Genomic DNA, 22664 nt, shown 5'->3' on the forward strand with positions numbered 1-22664 from the left:
TCAATCACCTCTTACATCAAAATGTTTACTTATATATTATTCTCGTTTTGTGAAAAAATCCTCTTTTTTGCTTACAATTCGTCGCAATAGTTGCTCATCTCCACGAATCGCTTCTTCAGCGTTGCGCGGAAGCGACCATGACCGAATGCGCTGAAACGAACTTTTTCCGACTTTTTTTAAAAAACGAAGCGAAACGAGCGCATGTAAATAATCCATAAGGGCATATGAGTAATGACTTTTTGTCACAAGCGGCAAGCGGCGAATATGAATAAGATTTTGACGAATGAAATATCGCATTCGCTCATATAATTGATGAAACGAAAACGTCACATGAAGCGGAACGTTCATCATCTCAACTAACATATACGTTTGCCAAATAAACGGAGGTGTCTCAAACCAATACGAATGGCGAAGTGGAATGCCAGCTTCATGCGGAAATAATGATGGGGTCATATGCGCATGATATACGATGCGGCAAAACGTTCGATTTGTGCGATAGTATAGGGGAGATAGCCGCCATTGCTTCTTTTTCATTTGCCATGCATGAAACAAAACATCATGTTGTCGTTGTGGCGTCTGAAAAAAAGAAGAAAACGATATCGCATGAAGTGGAAACGTCGCCCATTCTCCGTATGCGAGCGTAGAAGAGAGCGGAATAAGATGATGAAGAAACGATACTTCTCGGCGTTCAGCACAATAAAACGGGATGACTTCTTGATCATTGAAAAATAGCCATGAAAATGAGGAAAGTTGAAAAAACAAACTGCGGCGTTTGACATGAGATGTATGAAGTAACCAAATCGGGACAATATGTGCGTTCTTGTATGCATTCGTTCGTTTCGCGAATAAAGAGAATGGAATGACGGAACATTGATATTCGATCGCGTACATGTGTTGCATATGTCGAACAAATACATCTGGACGTTGCTGAATGTGCCGCAAATACTTCTCGACTTCTACTTCGATTTTTTCATTTGTCAACCATTCATACAATTGTTGTTTCCCTTGTAAATGAGCAAATGTCTCCCGCTCTGTTTCAATCGTACATTTCGTTTCGTGCGCAAAATGCGGCATACGTTTTGTCCCTATTTTCAACTGAACTCGTTCTAAACAAACAGGACAAAAAAACGCCTGCGTCGCTCGCAATACATGTAGCTGCTCGATCGTCCAATCGTCTAACAACGAACATGTTTCTCCATTTTTCAATAATGCGACAAACATATAACCTCTCCTTTCTCCACACATTTTTTTCACCACCATCGTCTTTTTTCCTGCAACAAATACAAAAAATAGGGGAACAACTAAATTTATTGAATTAGGCGTTTTTTATTTCCCTTCTTTCACATTTTGTCATACAATAGAAGTACAAGATGTAGGAGGATGGGCGAACGCTCGGGGATACATTCCCTTCCTGACTGGATAATCGTAGAAGGGAGCTGAGGAACATGGAAATCGAACGCATCAATGAATATACGTTGAAACTATATATATCTTACGGAGATATTGAAGAACGCGGCTTCGATCGTGAAGAAATTTGGTACAATCGCGAACGGAGTGAAGAATTATTTTGGGAAATGATGGATGAAATCCATCAAGAAGCAGAAATTTATTTAGAAGGACCGCTTTGGATTCAAGTGCATGCTCTTGAAAAAGGGTTAGAAGTATTCGTCACAAAAGCGCAAATTTCAAAAGACGGCAGCAAACTCGAATTGCCAATTGTCGATGAACGCTTCAGAGACTTACCGGTTGATGAAAAAATTGAACATATATTAGACCAGCATTTTAACATTATAAAAGCATCGTCATCAGAACCTGATAATCCGCTCCAGTTCGTCATCCGTTTCAAAACGATTGAAGACGTCATTGCTCTTGCGCACCGTCGCGATTTTTCAACATTGCACAACAAACTATTCGCATTTGAAAATCACTACTACTTGTACGTCGAATTTACAGAAGAAGATACCGATCGCGACATTGACAATATGTTAAGCATATTGCTTGAATACGGGCAAGATTCGCAAATGACGATTCATCGTCTCGAAGAATACGGAAAAATCGTCATCGCAGAACAAGCATTAACAATGATCGCCAAACACTTTCCAAACTCATAACGCCGATTTCAATTGATTGAAATCGGCTTTTTTCTCGCGAGGTCAGGTGAACAACAAATGAGAAACGCTTTAAAAGTTGTGCTATTTATACTTGCTTTCGTCGGCTTTTTAGTAGTGACAAAAGATTATTGGGAAGGCTGGCTACTCGGAACGTTCAGCTTATTTGTCACCTTGTCAGTAATTTTTATTTCGTTTGTCATCTTTTTAGAAAATCGCCATCCAACGAAAACGCTCACATGGCTCGTTTTATTCAGCAGCTTTCCGCTCGTTGGTTTTATTCTTTATTTTTTACTCGGCCAAAACTATCGCAAAAAACGACTATTTCGAAAAAAGGCGTTGCTTGATGAACAAACGTTTCGCAAACTAGAGCGCAACGAGGCGCATGACGCGCAAACATTATATATGAAACCGCATCAACAGCCGTTGCTACAACTAGCGAGACGCATGACGAAAGAATCGATTTCAACCGCTACGCAAACGCGCGTCTTAACGAACGGAGAAGAAACGTTTGCCGCTATTTTTGCCGAATTGGAAAAAGCCGAGCATCACATTCATCTTGAATATTATATCGTACGTGACGACGACATCGGCCAACGGCTGAAGCAAATATTAATGGGCAAAGCAAAAAAAGGGGTGCACGTCCGCTTTTTATACGATGCGGTCGGCAGTTGGCAGCTATCGAAAACGTACATACAGGAGATGCGTGAAGCTGGCGTTGATATCATCCCTTTCTCCCCTGTGCGCTTGCCGTTTTTAAACAATAAAATTAACTTCCGCAACCATCGTAAAATTATCGTCGTTGATGGAAAAGTCGGTTTTGTTGGCGGGTTAAATATTGGAGACGAATATTTAGGGAAAAACGAATATTTCGGCTTTTGGCGCGATACGCATTTATTCGTGTACGGCGAAGCAGTACGTACGCTACAACTTATTTTTTTACAAGATTGGTATTACATGACCGGTCAACAGCTATTAACGCTGAACTACTTAAGTGCACCGACAGTTGAGGATGAAGCACTTGGAGGCGTTCAGCTTGTCGCCGGCGGACCGGATACGAAATGGGAAGTGCTGAAACATTTATTTTTTGCGATGATTACATCGGCACAGCGCTCGATCTGGATCGCCTCGCCGTATTTTATTCCAGATGAGGACATTTTAACGGCATTAAAAGTGGCGGCATTAAGCGGAATTGACGTGCGGCTTCTTGTTCCGAAGCGACCGGATAAGAAAATTGTATTTTATGCGTCACGCTCTTATTTTCCCGAACTACTCGAAGCAGGAGCGACAATTTACGAGTACGAAAAAGGATTTATGCACAGCAAAATTATCGTTGTAGATGGAGAACTCGCTTCCATCGGCACAGCGAATATGGATATGCGCAGCTTCCATTTGAACTTTGAAGTGAATGCGTTTTTATATCAAACACCAAGCGTGCAAACGTTAGTCGATGATTTTATAAACGACTTCGAGCATTCATCAAAAATTGATATCAATCAATTCAAATGCCGACCGCTTTGGATGCGGCTCGCCGAGTCGACTGCTCGCCTCCTTTCGCCGCTATTGTAAAAAGGCTTAGCGTTTATGCTAAGCCTTTACTGTTGACAAGCTGTTGTGCCTGACGCAATTGATACGTCCGCACTTTTCTCGGTAAAAAGCGGCGAATTTCATCTTCGTTGTAACCAACTTGCAGGCGCTTTTCGTCCATAATGATCGGACGGCGCAACAAGCCTGGATGTTGGCGAATAATTTCATATAAATCTTGCAGCGGCAATGAATCGACTTGAATATTTAGCTTTTGAAAAATTTTTGATCTCGTCGAAATAATTTCGTCTGTCCCGTTTTCAGTCATGCGCAAAATGCCTTTAATTTCTTCAATCGTTAACGGTTCAGCGAAAATATTGCGCTCTTTATACGGAATGTTATGCTCTTCTAACCATGCTTTCGCTTTTCGACAAGACGTACAACTTGGCGATGAATATACGATCACCATATGTGAATCACTCCCTTATGGGTTGCTTTGTTCGCTTTCTGTATTAAAACACATCTTATTTTAAAATGACTTTAAAAAACCTTACAACGTATATTATACAACAAAAAAGTTTAGAAAGATACACCTTTTTTCAATTTACCCAACATATTATACGGTTGTCCGATAAAAATGGTTTCATTTTTCGTTGCGTTCATTTGCAATTTTCTCTACAATAAAAGTACAGATGGCAAACAAAGGGGGAAGTGACAATGGCGCAATTTTTTATTGACTTTACGATCGTCGCTATTTTAGTGATTGGAATAACTGCGCTCATGGGCGTCATTTTAAACGGCATTGGTGAAAACGTATTTGGCGGACGAAAAAAGCGGCTACATACAGCGATGAGTGAACATATCCAAATCGGTTGGAAAACGGTCGGCGGCAAAAGAGCTTCGAGATAATCTCGGAGCTTTTTTTAAAAATGAAATAGTCGAATAAATCGAAATATTGTATAATACTTTAGTGCATCAAACGAAAAAAGCTAATCTCTCGAAAGCCGAGAGATTAGCTGTACATCGCTTTATATGTTTCGTACTCTGCTTCAGAGCAGTAAACGAAATGACCTGGCGTAATTTCGCGCATGCGCACATCTTCGCCTTCTTTATAGTTATGTTGTGACGGATCGTAAATGATGCGCTTACGCGTCCGCTCTGTTTCTGGATCTGGATGTGGAATCGCAGAAAGAAGCGATTTCGTGTATGGATGAATTGGGTTGCGATACAGTTCTTCTGCATCAGCAAGCTCAACCATTTTTCCGAAATACATAACACCGATGCGATCGCTAATGTATTTCACCATCGACAAGTCGTGCGCGATAAATAAATACGTTAACCCTTTTTCACGCTGCAACTTTTTCATTAAGTTGACGACTTGCGCTTGAATCGATACGTCAAGTGCCGAGATCGGCTCGTCCGCAATAATAAACTCCGGCTCAACAGCGAGCGCGCGCGCAATGCCGATCCGCTGACGCTGACCACCCGAAAACTCATGCGGATAGCGATTCGCATGTTCACGATTTAACCCGACTGTTTCAAGAAGCTCATATACGCGATTCATGCGCTCTTCTCGCGACGACGCTAAGCCGTGAATATCGATGCCTTCCGCAATAATATCCGCAACCGTCATACGCGGGTTTAATGACGCATACGGGTCTTGGAAAATCATTTGCATTTTTCGCTTTAACTCTTTCGCTTCTTTCGCTGACTTTTTCCGATGCACACTTTTCCCGTTAAACAACACTTCGCCGCCTGTTGCTTCATATAGCCCGATAATTGTACGGCCTGTCGTTGACTTTCCACATCCTGACTCCCCAACAAGACCGAGCGTTTCACCTTTATAAATATCGAACGTCACATCGTCAACCGCCTTAACGACTTGACCCTTCCCGACTTTAAAATATTGTTTTAAGTTTTTCACTTCAACGAGTTTTTGTTTTTCGCTCATTGCTTATTCCCTCCTTTGTTGTTCGTTAGTGTAACGAATTTTTTCATCCGTTCACGAACGACTTTCGGAGGTTCAACTTTCGGTGCGTTCGGGTGAAGCAACCACGTCGCTGCATAGTGCGTGTCTGATACTTGGAACATTGGCGGCTCCATTTCATAGTCAATTTTTAACGCGTACGCATTACGAGGCGCGAACGCATCGCCTTTTGGCGGATTTAATAAGTCTGGTGGCGTTCCTGGAATGGAGTACAATTCTTCGTCTCCGTGCTCTAGGCTTGGCATCGACGCAAGCAGCCCCCACGTATACGGATGTTTCGGATTGTAGAAAATTTCATCGACCGTTCCTTTTTCAACAATTTTTCCTGCATACATGACCGCCACACGATCAGCTACGTTTGCCACAACACCTAAATCATGTGTAATGAATATAATCGATGTGCCTGTCTTTTTTTGAATGTCTTTAATGAGTTCCAAAATTTGCGCTTGAATCGTCACGTCCAGCGCTGTCGTTGGCTCATCGGCAATGAGCACTTTCGGATTGCATGCAAGCGCAATTGCAATAACGACACGTTGGCGCATACCACCTGATAATTGATGCGGATATTGTTTAAAGCGAAGCGCTGGCTCTTTAATGCCGACAAGATCAAGCAATTCAATGGCACGCGCTTTCGCCTCCGCTTTTGCCATTTGTTGATGTTTTAACAATACTTCTGTAATTTGTTTTCCGATCGTCATCGTCGGGTTTAACGCGGTCATCGGATCTTGGAAAATCATCGAGATTTCCGCACCGCGCACACGTTGCATTTCTTTTTCCGATAGTTTCGTCAAATCGCGACCTTCTAACAAAATTTGTCCTTGTTTAATTCGCGCAGGAGGAACCGGTAGTAAACGCATAAGCGCTTTTGATGTCACCGATTTTCCTGATCCGGACTCCCCAACAATCGCCAACGTCTCTCCTTTGTACAAATCAAACGATACACCTCGTACAGCTTGTACTTCTCCACCGTACACATCAAACGAAATGTGCAAATCTTTTACTTCGAGCACTTTTTCCATTGTTCCACCTCCTCTATTTACGCATTTTTGGATCAAGCGCATCGCGCAATCCGTCTGCTAATAAGTTAAAGCTTAAAATGAGCAAGCTAATAACAAACGCTGGAATCATCATTAAATGCGGGAACGTTTGGATCGACTTATAACCGTCATTTACAAGTGAACCGAGCGATGCTTCTGGTGGACGAATACCAAGTCCAATAAAGCTTAAAAACGCTTCTGTGAAAATGGCGCTTGGAACCGTAAACATCGTCGTAATAATAATTGGACCAACGACGTTCGGAAGCAAATGTTTGCCGATAATGCGTGCATCTGACGCTCCGAGCGTACGTGCCGCTAATACGTATTCCATATTTTTTAACTTTAAAATTTGTCCGCGCACAATACGCGCCATCGTCACCCAACCTGTAATAACCATCGCCATCGTTATTGAAATAATTCCCGGCTCAAATACGAGAATAAATAAAATAACGACAATTAAGTTCGGGATACCGACTAATACTTCAATAATGCGCTGCATCACATTGTCGACGCGCCCACCGTAAAAACCGGACACACCACCGTAAATAATTCCAATTAACAAGTCAATGGCTGCAGCTAACACCCCGATATATAACGAAATACGGGCACCATACCACGTACGTGTCCATAAATCGCGACCGAGGTCATCGGTTCCAAACCAATAGTACTCTTTTACGCCACGTTTCTCGTACACATCAATGCCGTTCATATCTTTTCCGTTAAATGGAAGCCAATCAATATGTTCTAACACCGGAATGCGCGGTGGTAATTTCGCATGACTTAAATTTTGTTGTTTGTACGTACGATCGCTCATGATCGGTGCAAAAATAGCCATCAACGTAATGGCAATAATCATGATTAGTCCGAAAACAGCACCTTTATTTTTTCTTAATCGAAGCCAAGCGTCTTGTAAAAACGTTAAGCTTGGACGATTAATTTTTTCCATATCACCTTGACGTTCTGTCGCTAACTCAAACAACTCAGGAGATAGTTGCTTTTCTGTCATTATTTTTTCCCTCCCGCCAAACGAATTCGCGGATCAATTAAGCCGTAAAGCACGTCCACAATAAAAATAACAAAAATAAATAACGCACTATAGAAAATAGTCGTTCCCATAATGACCGGATAGTCATTTAAGTTAATGGAACGAACGAACTGTTCCCCTAAACCAGGGACAGCAAAAATTTGCTCAATGACAAGTGTTCCTGTCATTAAGTTAACAGCCATCGGACCAAGAATTGTAATAATCGGAATCATTGCATTTCGCAATCCGTGTTTAAAAATGACGCCAAAGCCGCTAATTCCTTTCGCGCGCGCTGTTAAAATATAGTCGGAACCGAGCACTTCTAACATTTCTGTACGCATAAAACGAGCGATGCTCGCGATAACGGATACGGATAATGCTAGCGTTGGCATAATTGTGTATTCAAATCCTTCCCAAAACGCAACAGGAAGTAGTTTTAATTTAACACCAATGTAGTATTGTAACAAGCCAGCGAATACAAACGATGGGATAGAAATACCTAGAACAGCTAGTACTGTCGCACCATAGTCGATTGGTGTATTATGGCGAACAGCAGCAATGACACCGAGTAAAATACCAACAATTGTCCCGAATACGAGCGCTTGAAAACCGAGTTGTGCCGATGGCCCAATGCGATCACCAATAAGCTGTGTGACTGGACGGTTATCATATTGGAAGGAAATTCCTAAATCACCTTTTACTAAATTGCCTAAATAACGAACGTATTGCACAGGAACTGGATCATTTAATCCATACTTTTCTAAAACGATTTTTTGTTGTTCTGGTGATAACTTCTCTTGATTTTGGAGAGGAGAACCTGGGAGAAGTTTCATTAAAAAGAACGTGGCCGTTGCAATAATAAATAGCGTAATAATCATATAAATAAGACGTTGCAACGTATATCGTGCCATATCGCACACCTCCTTAAAAATTAAAAACTTTTTGAAATTTTACTGATTAGCAGGCAAAAGGAGAGTATATGCTTTCGCACATATACTCTCCTTTCTTTTTCGATTACTCGATATAAGCCCACTTATAGCTATTGTCTGGACCGAATGGATGATCAACGATACCTTTCACGTATTCACGCTCTAAGTACGCTGAACCACGTTGGTACACTGGTGCGATAACTGCCTCGTCTAACAAGATTTTCTCAGCTTTTACCATCGCATCCCAACGAGCTTGCAAGTCAGAAAGAAGCGTTGTTTTCGCATCTTTTACAAGTTTGTCGTACTCCGCATTTGACCAACCTGTTTGGTTATGAGCACCGTTTGTGACAAACATATCGATGAATGTCATTGGGTCTTGGTAGTCTGGACCCCAACCTGCAAATGAAAGCTCATATTGCATTTTGTTTTCAAGATCAAGTTTTTGTTTAAATGGTTGTTGTTTAATGTTAATTGTTAAACCTGGTAAGTTTGTTTCAAGTTGCTCTTTAAAAAATTCACCGATTTTCTTCGCACTTTCATCGTCGAAGTTTAACAATTCAAGCGTAACTTTGTCTTTGCCAAGCTCTTTTTTCGCTTGTTCCCAATATTTTTTCGCTTCTTCTGCATTAAACGTTAATAAATCGCCATTTTCTTCACGGAAGTCTTTTCCGTTCGGACCTTTAACGAATCCTTCTGGAACGAGGTAGTTCGCTGCTTTAGAACCGTTATTTAAAATCGTCGCAACCATCGCTTCTTTATCGAAGCCCATCGCAATCGCTTTGCGAGCATTTACGTTTTTCAACACTTCATTCTTTTGGTTCATACGAATGAAGAATAATACTGGTTCAGATTTTGTTTTAAAGTTTTTGTCGCTTTTATATTTGTCAACAAACTCTGCACTTAAACCGACGCGGTCTGCTTTGTTTGTTTCATACAAGTTTACACCTGTCGCTACATCTTTAACGATGTTGAAGTTAATTGTTTCAAGTTTAACTGTTTGTGCATCCCAATATTGCTCGTTTTTCTTTAATTGGAAGCTTTGCTCATGTTTCCACTCGCTTAATACGAACGGACCGTTGTAAATTGTTGTGTTTGCTTCAAGACCGTACTTGTCCCCTTGTTCCTTAACGAATTTCTCGTTTTGTGGATAGAACGTCGGGAATGTTAATAAGCTTAAGAAGTATGGAATTGGGTTTTTCAATTCAACTTGTAACGTTTTTTCGTCAATTGCTTTTACGCCTAATTGGTCAACAGGCACTTTTCCTGTGTTTACTTCTTCAGCGTTTTTAATGTCGTACATAATGTATGCATACTCAGCACCTGTATTTGGATCAAGCGCTTTTCTCCATGCAAACACGAAATCGTTTGCCGTTACAGGCTCACCATTTGACCATTTCGCATCGCGAAGTTTGAATGTGTACACTTTTCCATCTTCGCTTACTTCATAGCTTTCAGCCATTCCTGGTGTAGGCTCGTTGTTTTGGTCTAAACGATATAACCCTTCAAATACGTTGTTCATGACGCGGAATGATACGGAATCAGTCGCTAACGTAGTGTCTAGTGAAGGAATTTCCGAACTTTCTAACAAGTTCAATACTTGCTTTTTCGCTGACTCTTCTTGAGCCGACTTTTCACCCTCATTGGCAGTCTTGTCTTCTTCTTTTTTGCCGCCACACGCTGCTAGCACCATGGAAGCGACGAGAAGAAGAGCGAAAAAGACAGATAGCTTTTTCTTCATACGAGTTTCCCCCTTATTTTTTGTTTTTTTAGATTTTATTTCCATCTTCTGATTTATCAGAAGATTTGAAACACAAGGATATTATATAATGAATTAGTATACTTGAAAAGATTTTTTAAAAACTTTTTTTAAATTTTCTAACATCTTAAACGAATGTAAGGTTTTTTCACAAATATGATAAAATCAACTTGAGGACTATTTTATTCGTTTTATTCTCATTTGTAAATAGAAAATTTACACTTTTTTTAGTATAATACTTCACAGCGATTAAGCGTGGAAGGTGGATAAGTTGTGAAAAAACTAGTTGTGACAAGCGTTCTCGTCTTTTTTATTGCGCTAACAGTTGCACTTTTTTCTGCACATAGATGGCTTACTTTTATTAACGTTTCGTTTCTCCTCGCTCAACCGCTCATCATCATCGGTGGCTTACGGTTCATTTATGAACGAGGATTTTTCGATGTAACGATCGCGAGTTTTAAGCGGTTGTTTCGCTCACCTGTCGAGCGTTATTATGCCCAAGACGAACATGATGAAACAAAAACGCAGTGGGGTGCTCCTTTTTTTTTCGCTGGGCTATTCGTAACGTTCATGACGCTCATTTTGTCATACGTTTATTGACATAAAAAAACGAACACCATATAATGTTTTAAAAAACCGATGCGATGACGAAGAATAGTACATATGACGAGGCGTTCAGAGAGCTTGTGGACGGTGCGAACAAGCCGCTAGTTATATGGAATGGGCTTTCGAGCATTCAAGCTGAAACGAAAGTAAGCTTGGACGGTTGCCTTCCGTTACAAAGGCGCCATGCGTAAAGCATGGGCAAAGTGATTGTCGACATGACAATAACTAGGGTGGCACCACGGTTCTATCGTCCCTACAGATGATAGAGCCTTTTTTATTTGGAAAAATAAAAAAAGGAGTGATTCGATGAAGACGATTTTTTCAGGTATTCAACCGAGCGGCGTCATTACGCTCGGGAACTATATCGGGGCGATGAAGCAATTTGTTGAACTGCAACACGACTACAACTGCTACTTTTGTATCGTCGATCAACATGCGATTACCGTCCCGCAAGATCGGCTCGCGCTTCGGAAAAACATTCGCAGTTTAGCGGCCTTTTATTTAGCGGTTGGCATTGATCCGAACAAATCAACGTTATTTATCCAGTCAGAAGTTCCTGCGCATGCGCAAGCGGGTTGGATTTTGCAATGCATCGCCTACATTGGCGAATTGGAGCGCATGACGCAATTTAAAGATAAATCAGCTGGAAAAGAAGCGGTCAGCGCTGGGTTGTTAACGTATCCGCCGCTTATGGCAGCCGACATTTTACTTTACTCGACAGACATCGTTCCTGTCGGTGAAGATCAAAAACAACATATTGAGCTGACACGCGATTTAGCGGAGCGGTTTAATAAACGATACGGGGAAATTTTCACGATCCCAGAAGCGCGCATTCCGAAAATCGGAGCCCGCATTATGTCGCTTACTGATCCGACGAAAAAAATGAGCAAATCTGATCCAAACCAAAAATCGTACATTACACTACTTGACGATGCAAAAACGATCGAGAAGAAAGTAAAAAGTGCCGTGACGGACTCCGAAGGCACCATTCGTTACGATAAAGAAAATAAACCGGGCGTATCGAACTTATTAATGATTTACTCCATTTTGGCGAACGAACCGATCGAACAGCTAGAAGCGCGCTATGTTGGAAAAGGATATGGGGAGTTTAAAGCAGATGTCGCAGAAGCGATCATTAACACCTTGACACCAATTCAAGAAAAATATTATGAGCTTATGGAAAGCTCCGAACTAGACGACATTTTAGACGAAGGAGCCGAAAAAGCAAATCGCGTCGCAAGCAAAATGTTAAAGAAAATGGAAAACGCCATCGGTTTAGGAAGAAAAAAACGATAAAAAACTCAGCTCCATAAGGGCTGAGTTTTTTTAATTGACTTTCGGTTCTTGTTCCATTTCCCATAGTTTTTCAAAAAACGGTTGTCCTTTCACGAGCCGTTCGCACAAATGCGCATGGCGCTCCGACCATCCATGTTTCGTTTCTTCGTACAAGCCGTTCCACGCTTCTTCGAACGACATTTGTTGAATATACGCATACTTTTCTGGCGCCCATTCCGTATACCAATAACGCACTTCGGCAACATTTTTCGTTCCGTATAGTTGATCAAGCGCCATAAATAACAGCTGTTTCAATTGTCGCTCTTTACGTGTCAATCCGCTCATGAGCGCAGGATGAGGCGATAAAATGTGATATTCTCTCTCACTTTGTTGAAACGGATATATGCGTACATCTTGCTCTTTCATCATCTCATAAACGAGCTGTTCTTGACGTGGAATGAGGCGGCTTTTTCGAATCGGAATATGATAACCAATCGTATCAATGGCGATAATGCCGTAACCATCTGTGGCGATAAAACAATAATCAAGTTGAATGCGTTCGTGGTTTTTGCGCACGTACGCTTTTTGATATACGTCTTCAAGCAACGGTTTCGGAATTTCGGCCAAGCTGTTTTCTAAGTAGTGAAACAACGGCGCGCTCACTTTCAACACTGGCACTTGATCTAACAGTTCAATCGCATCATCTTTTCTCCACTCATAAAAGTGGCAAACGTTATATCCGTTTTCTTCTCCTTCAAACCAATTCACCCAAACATCGTGAAGATATAACATACATAACCCCTCACTTCGAACGATTTGTTCACAGTATGGTCAGAGGTTGCTCATTTTATTCCATTTCACCCTAAATTTAACCATCATCACGAAATGGGAAAAAAATGCTTAGCCACGTCATGAATAAGCCAATCGGTAAAAAATAACACTCCACTTTTGTGCTAATAAATAACAAATATTCTTTCCAGTCTGAGCGCGATGCCATAATGTTTAAATACGCAATCATCGTCGTCCCACCGATCACCGACATTCCAAACCCAAGCAAATAAAAAAAGAAACGCATATATAAGTCCCCCTTGTCCACTACTATATGTATGAACAAGCGACATAACGATGCGTTACAACAAAAAAATTTCTTCCGACGGCATAGCAAATAGCTCAATCATCGTTTTTTTTGTCGACGCCCGCTTCACAATTTCATACCCGACCGCATAGCCGAGCATGCGCGGATAAAATGTTGAACCGTATAAAAGCGCACGATAGCGCACATCATCAGGACGAAGCGACATGTTCGGAACGATCCATTTTTTCGTAAACTGCTTCAGTTGTTCTTCTGTGTAATATGTCGTCCATTTCGCGACATATTCGCTTCCGAGTCGCTCATACACCGCATGTTCGGCTAATCCTTCCATGACGATGCGGTCAAGGAGCGTATATTCTCGTTCATCTTTCGGATCCACATGTAAACGACAAACGTGATTGTATTCGTGAATGAGGAGGGCGTAAATATGTTCATCCGAGACATGAGGAAGCAAAAACAAAAATAGTTGATCGCGAAAAGCGACGCCTGACTTTCCGCCAAATTCATGTTGGAGCGAACGATTTGTGGCATCTGCAGGAAAAATATAAATCGGCACATCTGGCCCATTCCACTCTTTTTTTAGCTCCGCAAACTTTTTGGCGACAAATGCCCATACGTTTTTTTGTTCCAGCTGTTTCATCATGTCATGTTGATTGCGTCGCGCCATGCCGTGCGCAAATAAATGGCGCTGTACGTCTTCTTTTATTTTTTCTCGCCATTTGTCATGTTCAAACCAGTTTTTTGTGTTAATTACTCCCATAACACTCCCTCCTCGTATAGTATGTTTAGAAAGATTTTTAAATCGAATTTCCAGTTGGATATGCTCCTTGACAATCGCATATGTGTAAGTGATTTGCCCACGGGGGAGGGGCGCGCCCCTCCCCCGTGGATGGCACTACATCGGGGTTGGACTTTTCGCGATGTTCTTGGATAATGGTCTTAGGATCATCGGGGACACTCTTCTCTCTCCTGTAGCTTTGACTACTTAGAAAGTCTGTCTCCCCGGCTCCTGTTCGGACTTCTAACCCGCAGGCTGTTCCCGTTGGTTTCCCATGCTGGAAGGAGCAGCTTCCAGGCAGCCCATGGCCCAACGTGAGTTCTCATATGCGAGGGTGACTGGTCAACAGGCGCGGTCCGGGGGCATCCCGAAGAGTCCCAACCCCACGATCCTACTACGATTGGAGGTGATCTCATGAAACTCTACGTCGGGATTGACGTGAGCTCAACGGACTTATACACGTGTATCATGGATCAAGAAGGAAACACGTGCGCCCAATTCAAGGTGGACAATCATCTCCTTGGCGCGACCTTCCTTCGCGATCAAATCCTCCTGTGGGCCAACAAGCTCCAACCATCCGAAATTCTCATCGGGATGGAAGCCACTTCGGTCTACAGCTGGCATCCAGCGATGTTTTTCCACCAACAGGAGGAGCTGAAGTCTTGGAATGTCAAGGTGTTTACCATCAATCCAAAGCTCATTCGCAAATTTAAAGAAGCGTACACTGACTTGGATAAAACGGACGGCATCGATGCGTGGATCATCGCCGATCGGCTTCGCTTTGGCCGTTTGAAAGTGACAGCTGTCATGCAAGAACAGTTTATCGCCCTTCAACGGCTCACGCGCATGCGCTATCATCTCGTCCATCAGCTGACTCGGGAAAAGCAGTACTTCCTCCAACACTTGTTTTACAAGTGCAGTTCCTTTACCCAAGAGGTGGACAGCTCCGTGTTCGGACATGCCATCTTAGAGCTTCTTCTCGAGTCGTTTAGCTTAGACGAAATCAGTCAGATGGACGTGCAACAGCTCGCTGACTTCTTGCGCCAAAAAGGACGCAATCGCTTTGCCGATCCGGAATGCATCGCCAAGTCCATTCAAAAGGCGGCTCGTTCGTCGTATCGGCTTTCCAAATGTGTCGAGGATTCCATCGACTTGCTTTTAGGGCTATCGATTCAATCCATCCGTAGCCTTCAAGCGCAAATTAAAGAGCTAGATAAAGCGATTACTCGCCATTTGGAAGGCATCCCAAATACGTTACAAACGATTCCCGGCATTGGTCCGGTCTACGCCGCTGGCATCTTAGCCGAAATTGGACAAATCGAGCGCTTTGACAACCAAGCCGCCTTAGCAAAGTATGCAGGTTTGACTTGGTCTAAGCACCAGTCCGGTCGGTTCCAAGCCGAGGAGACTTCCCTCATTCGTTCCGGCAATCGCTATCTCCGTTACTACCTAGTGGAGGCTGCCAACTCGGTACAACGGCATGATGCGTCGTTTCGCACCTATTACCGGAAGAAGTATGAGGAAGTACCAAAGCACCAACACAAACGAGCCCTCGTCCTCACCGCTCGAAAACTCGTGCGTGTGATCGATGCGCTGCTACGCAACGGTCAAATCTACACGCCAAGAAAGGGGGAAGATCGATAGGGGTATCGATCTAACTGATTTTGCATTAAAACCCAGTTAATGACATAAGACAAGACTGGGCTTCTTAAGTATTGCCTTTTTTCGGGTCATCGGACAATCGAATTTCCAATTTCGATGATTTTTCACCTTGACATATTACCGCAGGACTTTCGTTATCGCATTGTACGACAAACGAAAGGAAAATGTGAAAAGGATGAGGAGAGCCTCATCCTTCATATTTTTTGAAAATGATCGTCGCATTATGGCCACCAAAACCGAGCGAGTTGCTTAATACGGCACGCACGTCTTGTTTGCGGGCAACGTTTGGCACGTAATCTAAGTCGCATTCTGGATCTGGTGTTTCATAGTTAATCGTTGGCGGAATAACACCATCGTAAATCGATAACACGGAGAAAATCGCTTCAACAGCCCCTGCTGCCCCGAGCAAATGCCCTGTCATCGATTTCGTCGAGCTGACCGCTAATTTGTACGCATGTTCACCAAAAACCTCTTTAATCGCCATCGTTTCGTATTTATCGTTATACTCTGTGCTCGTTCCGTGTGCGTTAATGTAATCGATGTCTTCTGGTTGCATGTCCGCATCATGAAGCGCTTGGCGCATCGCGCGTACGCCGCCTTCTCCGCCCGGTGCTGGCGCTGTAATATGATACGCATCGCCTGTCGCACCGTAGCCGACAATTTCTGCATAAATGCGTGCACCACGTTTTAACGCATGTTCAAGTTCTTCTAAAATAATAATGCCTGCCCCTTCGCCCATAATAAATCCGTCACGATGTTGATCGAACGGACGGCACGCCGTTTTCGGATCAGGGTTAAACGAGAGCGCTTTTGCGGCGCTAAATCCTGCAAACGCCATATGTGTAATCGGCGCCTCTGTTCCGCCTGTAATCATCACATCAGCGTCGCCACGTTCAATTACTTTGAACGCATCGCCAATCGAGTTCGTTCCTGTGGCGCAGGCGGTCACCGTGCATGAGTTTATTCCTTTCGCGCCAAGCATAATCGACACTTGTCCGGCCGCCATATCTGGAATCATCATCGGAACAAAAAACGGGCTGACGCGACGATACCCTTTTTCTAAAAACGTCTTCATTTGCTCTTCGTACGTTTCCATCCCGCCGATACCTGAGCCAATCCATACGCCGACGCGCGCTGCGTTTTCCTCTGTAATTTGTAAGTCGGCATCTTTTACGGCCATCATCGAAGCAGCAACCGCATATTGCGTGAAACGGTCCATTTTGCGCGCTTCTTTTTTATCAATAAATTGTTCGACTTGAAAATCTTTCACTTCTGCCGCCACTTTCGCAGGGAAATCGTCCGCATTTAACCGTGTAAGCGGACCGATGCCCGATTTTCCTGCCACGATGTTTTTCCATGTCGTTTCCACATCATGTCCTAACGGTGTGACAGCCCCTAATCCCGTGACGACGACTCGTCTTTTTGCCACCACTCATCACTCCTTTGTTTCATCATACATCGTTATTTGCCCCAGCGCAACGCGATAGCGCCCCACGTTAATCCACCGCCAAAGCCAACCATAATGATGAGATCATCATCTTGAATGCGTCCAGCTTCTACTTCTTCAACGAGCGAAATCGGAATCGATGCAGCGGACGTATTTCCGTATTTATTAACCGTAATCGACATGCGTTCGACAGGTAGTTCTAACCGTTCGCGCGCCGCTTCCATAATGCGAATGTTCGCTTGATGTGGGATTAAAAAGTCGACGTCCGCTTTCGTCAAGCCTGCTTTTTCTAATACGCGAATGCACGACTCTCCCATTTGACGCACGGCAAACTTAAATACTTCCCGTCCGTTCATGACGACATAATCGTCATGATATAAATATTTTCCACCTGTTCCATCCGCTCCTAACTCAAACGACACGATGCCACGACCTTCAGACACTTTTCCCATCACGACAGCGCCTGCGCCGTCTCCAAACAACACCGCTGTGTTGCGATCCGTCCAATCGACAATTTTCGATAATTTTTCTACCCCGACAACGAGCACATATTTGTACGTGTCCGTTTCAATAAATTGTTTCGCTGTCACCATGGCATACATAAATCCTGCGCATGCCGCGCTCACATCAAGCGCCGCCGCGCGCACCGCACCAAGCTTTTCTTGCAGCATACATGCAACAGACGGAAACGCGCGATCTGGTGTCACCGTCGCTACTAAAATCAAATCAATTTGTTCGGGAGAAATACCCGCATCATCAAGAGCGCGCTTCGCTGCGATATAGCCCATATCGGACGTATCGATATCGTCTGACGCAATGCGCCGCTCTTCAATGCCTGTACGCGTCCGAATCCATTCATCGGACGTATCCATTTGTTGTTCTAATTCTTTATTCGTCACAATACGTTCCGGCAAATATCGTCCAATTCCAATAATTCCTGCATTCACGGAAATATCGTCTCCTTTTATTATCAAACTTTATTACTTGGTACTAATTTTACTTTCTTTTTTCGTTCCGTGCAATAAAAAAAATGAGGTGCTTACTCGACACCTCATTTACTCATTCGGCAATTTCCCTGTTTTTTTATATCGTTCAATCGCTTTTGTCATTTTTTGTTGAAACGATTCATCTACAAGCGGGCTAAACGCGCCGAGTTCAACGACACCGTCTTGAAAGTCGACATATGTCGTTCCTGACGTTAACTCCCCGTCGATAAACTTTTGCGCAACGAGTTCATATAGTGCATCGACATGTTGGACGGTGCTTGTCAGCACTGTTCGTTCCCCTAAATCTGATTGGTCTGTCACATAGCCAATCGCATAAAGACCATGTTCTTTCATCTTTTCAATGATCGGTACGCTAAATTTATCGCCAGCTGGGTATATGACATCTACGCCATCTGCGATCATCCGCTCAGCAATCTCCAAAGCTGTATTTATGTCATCCCAATTTTGCACATATTCGACGTCGACATGGGCATTTTCGTTTTCATATAACGCTCCTTCGAAAAAACCGTCCACTTCCGGCTGCCATTCAAATGCGGCAATCACGCCAATGTTATTCGTTTTCGTCATATGTCCTGCGACCATGCCTCCAAAAAAGCCCATCGCATGTCCTTGGAGATTGAAGCTTGTGACGTTTTTCTTTTTCGCCTCTCCGTTAAAAAATACAAAATGTATGTTCGGATATTTTTCCGCGATGTCATCAAAATATTCCCCATATTCGTTTCCGTGCCCGAAAATTAACTTAACGCCTTTTTGATGAAACTCTTTTACCGCCTGTTTTGTGGCCGCTTCCGAGTTCACACCCTCCCGATAAAACACTTCAGCGCCAAACTTCGCTTGAATACGAAGCAACCCTTTATATCCTTTCGTTCCCCACACTTGATCGTCGATCGTATCCGGAACGAGCAAACCAACCTTTTGTACATGTCCCGATGATAATTGAGCAGGAGCGCAAGAAGATAATATAACAAGTAGTGCAAAAATCAAATATGTATATCGCCACATCAACATGCAACACTCCTTTTTCCGTTTCATCTCTTATTTTACTTGCTTTGTTTCTAGTTGGTAAAGAAAAAATCCCCACGGGTATGGGGACTATACATCATTATATTGTTCGTAAATGCGTTCATATGAATCGCACACCATTGCTCGCTGAATTGGAAAAATCGTTGCTTCTCTGTCATAACCGTCCACCTTAAGCACATCATTGTACAATATATCGTATGCGATTTTCTTTTTCGTGTACTAGGCGTTATAATTTTTCGTTTTCGCTTATCCATCATTTGTGATAAGATAAAAAAAGAGTGCAAAGGAGGGAGTTACATGCGCATTTTTTGGACGTTTTTTTGGACGTTTTTATTAGTCAACATGTTGACATACGTCGTTAGCTCCATGATCGGTGTGGCGTACCATTTCGCAACCGGTACAACATTGGCAGTCATTGCAACCGTTCTCATTTTGTTAATCGCGCAACTTATTCCAGACGACCCTGTGCATCATTAAAAAAGGATAAACGGCATTTGTCCGTTTATCCTTTTTTTACAACCAATTCATCGCCTTCGACATCGATCGTCACCGCGCTATAGTCTCCGATATGTCCAGCGACAATTTCACGCGCAAGTTTTGTTTCAATATGTTTTTGAATAAACCGCTTCAACGGGCGCGCACCATATACATGGTCAAACCCATGTGTCGCAATGTATGTTTTCGCTTCGTCCGTTAATGTGACTGTGATGTGACGCTCCGCTAACCGTTCTTCTAATTGTTTGATAAACTTCTCGACAATGCCTTTTACTTCACGTACCGTTAACGGCTTAAATAAGACAATATCATCGATGCGGTTTAAAAACTCTGGTCTAAAATGCGCACGTAACTGTTTTAACACTTGTTCGCGCGCTTCTTCGTTTACCTCCCCGTGCGCATCGACCGCTTCTAACAACGTATGTGATCCGATATTTGATGTCATAATGACGACTGTGTTTTTAAAGTCTACCGTTCTTCCTTGCGAGTCCGTCATGCGACCGTCATCTAACATTTGCAGTAAAATGTTAAACACTTCTGGATGCGCTTTTTCAATTTCATCAAGCAAAATGACCGAATACGGTTTTCTGCGTACCGCTTCGGTGAGTTGTCCCCCTTCTTCGTAGCCGACATACCCCGGAGGCGCTCCAATTAAACGAGATACTGCATGTTTTTCCATATATTCCGACATATCGATACGAATCATTTGTTGTTCGCTATCAAACAACGCTTCCGCTAACGCCTTCGCCAGTTCGGTCTTTCCGACACCTGTCGGACCGAGGAAAAGAAATGAACCGATCGGACGATTCGGATCTTTCATCCCTGCACGCGCGCGTAACACCGCATCACTCACTAGCTCAACAGCCTCATCTTGTCCGATAACGCGTTCATGTAAAATATTTGAAAGCCGCAATAACTTTTCTCGCTCGCCTTCCACGAGTTTCGTCACCGGAATGCCCGTCCATTTCGACACAATCGTTGCGATTTCTTCTTCCGTTACTTCTTCACGTAGCAAGCGTCGCTCTTTTTCGCTTTGCTCTAATTGTTTCAATTGTTTTTCAAGCTGTGGAATGCGTCCGTGACGAAGTTCTGCTGCTTTATTTAAATCGTAATTGTTTTCTGCTTCTTCTAACTCACGCTTTGCTTTTTCTAACTGCTCACGCAACGCGCGCACGTGTTGAATCGCTTCTTTTTCTTTTTCCCATTGCGCTTTCATCGCGTTTGCTTTTTCGCGCAAATTTGCCAGCTCTTGCGATAGCGCCTGTAAGCGTTGTTTGCTCGCTTCGTCTTGTTCTTTTTTAAGCGCTGCTTCTTCAATTTCCAATTGCATCATTTTTCGCATTACTTCATCAAGTTCCGTTGGCATCGAATCAATTTCTGTTCGAATCATCGCGCACGCTTCATCAACTAAGTCAATCGCTTTATCAGGTAAAAACCGATCGGAAATGTAACGGTCTGATAATGTCGCTGCTGCCACAAGCGCACCGTCATGAATGTTGACACCATGATGAATTTCAAATCGCTCTTTTAATCCGCGTAAAATTGAAATTGTATCTTCGACCGTCGGCTCTTCGACGAGCACTTGTTGGAAACGACGTTCGAGCGCTGGATCTTTTTCAATATATTGACGATATTCATCAAGCGTCGTCGCTCCGATACAATGCAATTCCCCGCGCGCAAGCATCGGCTTTAACATGTTACCAGCATCGAGCGCACCGTCTGCTCGCCCTGCCCCGACGATCGTATGCAGTTCGTCAATAAATAAAATGATACGACCTTCGCTTTTCTTTATTTCATTTAATACCGCTTTTAACCGCTCTTCAAACTCTCCGCGAAACTTCGCACCGGCAATGAGCGCGCTCATATCGAGTGCAAAAATCGTTTTATCTTTCAATCCTTCTGGCACGTCTTTTCGGACGATGCGCTGCGCGAGTCCTTCGACAATCGCTGTTTTACCGACGCCCGGCTCCCCAATTAAAACCGGATTGTTTTTCGTCTTGCGCGATAAAATGCGAATGACGCGGCGAATTTCGCTATCGCGGCCGATGACCGGATCTATTTTTCCCGCTTTTACTTCTGCGACTAAATCGCGACCGTATTTTTGCAACGCTTCGTATGTAGCTTCCGGATTTGGACTAACCACGCGTTGATTCCCCCTTATTCCCATAATCGCTTGTAGTAGCTTTTCTCGGTCAATACCGTAGCGCGACAATATTTGTTTCGCTTCTTTATCATCAACGAGGGTAAGCAACAAATGTTCAACCGATACATATTCATCTCTCATTTGTTTCGCTTCTTGTTCTGCCCGCACAAGCCATTGTTGTAAACGATTTGTTACATATATTTTTCCTGCCTCTGAACTCGAAATAACTTGCGGTTTTTTGTTTAGCTGTTTATGCCATTCATCTAACAACGTTGCGACGGAAACTGACATTTTCTCGCATATTCGTCGAGCGAGCCCATCTTCTTGTTCAAAAAGCGCTATACATACATGTTCGACATCGACTTCTTGATGTTGTTTTTCCACCGCCAACGATTGAGCCCGCATGAGTGCTTCTTGCACTTTTTCCGTCATTTGTTGCATATTCATCGCGCTCACCCCTTTGACTTTGACTTTGACTTTATTTGACTTTTATCTATTACGTATTATAACGAGAAAGCCACCCTTATGCAAGGATGGCTTACGGTTTTGGAAAGTACGTCCAAATGCGATTATGATTTGACGTCTCGGGGAAACGGTCACCTGCTTTTAGCTTTAATTTTTTCGGGTTTTTCACTTGATCCCCTGTTTCACCAATTTCAATATATATCCCGTTGTTAGGTGCTTTTTGCCCTGGGCGGAAATGTCGACTTTGTCCCATCCGTATCCCTCCTCATCGTCTCATCATTTTATAATATGTCCGTTTGGCTTCG

Annotated in this window: 22 protein-coding genes and 1 other annotated feature; of the genes, 7 read left to right on the top strand and 15 right to left on the bottom strand. The window is 43.1% G+C overall.

Annotated elements, in window-relative coordinates; all coding sequences use genetic code 11:
- Nucleotides 1–36 precede the first annotated feature (36 nt).
- The gene (locus NSS60_RS11305) at nucleotides 37–1221 is read right to left on the bottom strand and encodes a competence protein CoiA (RefSeq protein ID WP_340720863.1); all 1185 of its coding nucleotides are present in this window, start codon (nucleotides 1219–1221) and stop codon (nucleotides 37–39) included.
- Nucleotides 1222–1445: 224 nt separating this feature from the next.
- Between NSS60_RS11305 and mecA the strand changes: the two genes are divergently transcribed.
- Nucleotides 1446–2111, top strand: coding sequence for an adaptor protein MecA (gene mecA, locus NSS60_RS11310; protein ID WP_004891810.1), 666 nt, complete (start codon nucleotides 1446–1448; stop codon nucleotides 2109–2111).
- A 57-nt stretch (nucleotides 2112–2168) separates the two neighbouring features.
- On the top strand, nucleotides 2169–3677 hold the full coding sequence (gene cls, locus NSS60_RS11315) for a cardiolipin synthase (RefSeq protein WP_340720864.1): 1509 nt from the start codon (nucleotides 2169–2171) through the stop codon (nucleotides 3675–3677).
- Nucleotides 3678–3690: 13 nt separating this feature from the next.
- On the opposite strand, the gene spxA is transcribed toward cls, so the two are convergent.
- On the bottom strand, nucleotides 3691–4101 hold the full coding sequence (gene spxA, locus NSS60_RS11320) for a transcriptional regulator SpxA (RefSeq protein ID WP_003395380.1): 411 nt from the start codon (nucleotides 4099–4101) through the stop codon (nucleotides 3691–3693).
- A gap of 248 nt (nucleotides 4102–4349) precedes the next feature.
- Between spxA and NSS60_RS11325 the strand changes: the two genes are divergently transcribed.
- On the top strand, nucleotides 4350–4541 hold the full coding sequence (locus tag NSS60_RS11325; RefSeq protein ID WP_035018836.1) for a hypothetical protein: 192 nt from the start codon (nucleotides 4350–4352) through the stop codon (nucleotides 4539–4541).
- A 103-nt stretch (nucleotides 4542–4644) separates the two neighbouring features.
- Here NSS60_RS11325 and NSS60_RS11330 read toward each other — a convergent pair whose 3' ends face one another.
- From NSS60_RS11330 to NSS60_RS11350, 5 genes are all read right to left on the bottom strand, one after another.
- Nucleotides 4645–5583 carry an ABC transporter ATP-binding protein gene (locus NSS60_RS11330; protein WP_064214253.1) on the bottom strand — a complete coding sequence of 313 codons (939 nt, stop codon included), beginning with the start codon at nucleotides 5581–5583 and terminating at the stop codon, nucleotides 4645–4647.
- A complete protein-coding gene (locus tag NSS60_RS11335; RefSeq protein WP_004891822.1) occupies nucleotides 5580–6638 on the bottom strand; it encodes an ABC transporter ATP-binding protein in 1059 nt (352 codons plus the stop codon). The genes NSS60_RS11330 and NSS60_RS11335 overlap by 4 nt, the downstream gene beginning before the upstream one ends.
- Nucleotides 6639–6651: 13 nt before the next feature.
- Nucleotides 6652–7662 (bottom strand): oligopeptide ABC transporter permease, encoded by a 1011-nt coding sequence (opp3C, locus tag NSS60_RS11340; protein ID WP_004891823.1) that lies wholly within the window; start codon nucleotides 7660–7662, stop codon nucleotides 6652–6654.
- Complete coding sequence (gene opp3b, locus NSS60_RS11345) at nucleotides 7662–8591, bottom strand: oligopeptide ABC transporter permease (RefSeq protein ID WP_064214252.1); 930 nt, start codon at nucleotides 8589–8591, stop codon at nucleotides 7662–7664. The genes opp3C and opp3b overlap by 1 nt, the downstream gene beginning before the upstream one ends.
- 103 nt (nucleotides 8592–8694) lie before the next feature.
- The gene (locus NSS60_RS11350; RefSeq protein WP_340720865.1) at nucleotides 8695–10347 is read right to left on the bottom strand and encodes a peptide ABC transporter substrate-binding protein; all 1653 of its coding nucleotides are present in this window, start codon (nucleotides 10345–10347) and stop codon (nucleotides 8695–8697) included.
- Nucleotides 10348–10638: 291 nt separating this feature from the next.
- Here NSS60_RS11350 and NSS60_RS11355 point away from each other — a divergent pair, with 291 nt between their 5' ends.
- Nucleotides 10639–10965, top strand: a complete 327-nt coding sequence (locus tag NSS60_RS11355; protein WP_004891831.1) for a DUF3899 domain-containing protein — start codon at nucleotides 10639–10641, stop codon at nucleotides 10963–10965.
- A gap of 35 nt (nucleotides 10966–11000) precedes the next feature.
- Nucleotides 11001–11229: a binding site (T-box leader), on the top strand.
- A 48-nt stretch (nucleotides 11230–11277) separates the two neighbouring features.
- Entirely contained in the window at nucleotides 11278–12267 is a 990-nt protein-coding gene (gene trpS, locus NSS60_RS11360; RefSeq protein ID WP_340720866.1) for a tryptophan--tRNA ligase, read from the top strand.
- 30 nt (nucleotides 12268–12297) lie between these two features.
- On the opposite strand, the gene NSS60_RS11365 is transcribed toward trpS, so the two are convergent.
- The 3 genes from NSS60_RS11365 to NSS60_RS11375 all read right to left on the bottom strand — a co-directional run bounded on the left by NSS60_RS11365 (nucleotide 12298) and on the right by NSS60_RS11375 (nucleotide 14099).
- A complete protein-coding gene (locus tag NSS60_RS11365; protein WP_064214249.1) occupies nucleotides 12298–13038 on the bottom strand; it encodes a YjbA family protein in 741 nt (246 codons plus the stop codon).
- A gap of 76 nt (nucleotides 13039–13114) precedes the next feature.
- Nucleotides 13115–13321: a hypothetical protein gene (locus NSS60_RS11370; protein WP_006318836.1), complete on the bottom strand. Its 207-nt coding sequence runs from the start codon at nucleotides 13319–13321 to the stop codon at nucleotides 13115–13117.
- Between the two features lie 55 nt (nucleotides 13322–13376).
- Entirely contained in the window at nucleotides 13377–14099 is a 723-nt protein-coding gene (locus tag NSS60_RS11375) for a DUF2268 domain-containing protein (RefSeq protein WP_064214248.1), read from the bottom strand.
- Between the two features lie 432 nt (nucleotides 14100–14531).
- Between NSS60_RS11375 and NSS60_RS11380 the strand changes: the two genes are divergently transcribed.
- Complete coding sequence (locus NSS60_RS11380) at nucleotides 14532–15761, top strand: IS110 family transposase (protein ID WP_064214420.1); 1230 nt, start codon at nucleotides 14532–14534, stop codon at nucleotides 15759–15761.
- 205 nt (nucleotides 15762–15966) lie between these two features.
- Here NSS60_RS11380 and fabF read toward each other — a convergent pair whose 3' ends face one another.
- The 3 genes from fabF to NSS60_RS11395 form a co-directional block, all read right to left on the bottom strand.
- Complete coding sequence (fabF, locus tag NSS60_RS11385; protein WP_340720867.1) at nucleotides 15967–17208, bottom strand: beta-ketoacyl-ACP synthase II; 1242 nt, start codon at nucleotides 17206–17208, stop codon at nucleotides 15967–15969.
- Nucleotides 17209–17240: 32 nt separating this feature from the next.
- On the bottom strand, nucleotides 17241–18173 hold the full coding sequence (locus NSS60_RS11390; RefSeq protein WP_004891851.1) for a beta-ketoacyl-ACP synthase III: 933 nt from the start codon (nucleotides 18171–18173) through the stop codon (nucleotides 17241–17243).
- Nucleotides 18174–18281: 108 nt separating this feature from the next.
- Nucleotides 18282–19235: a BMP family ABC transporter substrate-binding protein gene (locus NSS60_RS11395; protein WP_340720868.1), complete on the bottom strand. Its 954-nt coding sequence runs from the start codon at nucleotides 19233–19235 to the stop codon at nucleotides 18282–18284.
- A 318-nt stretch (nucleotides 19236–19553) separates the two neighbouring features.
- Between NSS60_RS11395 and NSS60_RS11400 the strand changes: the two genes are divergently transcribed.
- Nucleotides 19554–19733, top strand: a complete 180-nt coding sequence (locus tag NSS60_RS11400) for a YjzD family protein (RefSeq protein WP_064220507.1) — start codon at nucleotides 19554–19556, stop codon at nucleotides 19731–19733.
- A gap of 25 nt (nucleotides 19734–19758) precedes the next feature.
- Here the strand turns inward: NSS60_RS11400 and clpB are convergent, their stop codons facing one another.
- The gene (gene clpB, locus NSS60_RS11405) at nucleotides 19759–22341 is read right to left on the bottom strand and encodes an ATP-dependent chaperone ClpB (protein WP_340720869.1); all 2583 of its coding nucleotides are present in this window, start codon (nucleotides 22339–22341) and stop codon (nucleotides 19759–19761) included.
- Between the two features lie 91 nt (nucleotides 22342–22432).
- A complete protein-coding gene (locus NSS60_RS11410; RefSeq protein WP_003395421.1) occupies nucleotides 22433–22612 on the bottom strand; it encodes a YjzC family protein in 180 nt (59 codons plus the stop codon).
- Nucleotides 22613–22664: the final 52 nt, after the last annotated feature.

Origin of the sequence: Anoxybacillus sp. FSL W8-0382, assembly GCF_038003845.1 — a bacterium.
In the GTDB taxonomy this organism is placed as follows: Bacteria; Bacillota; Bacilli; order Bacillales; family Anoxybacillaceae; genus Anoxybacillus; species Anoxybacillus flavithermus_G.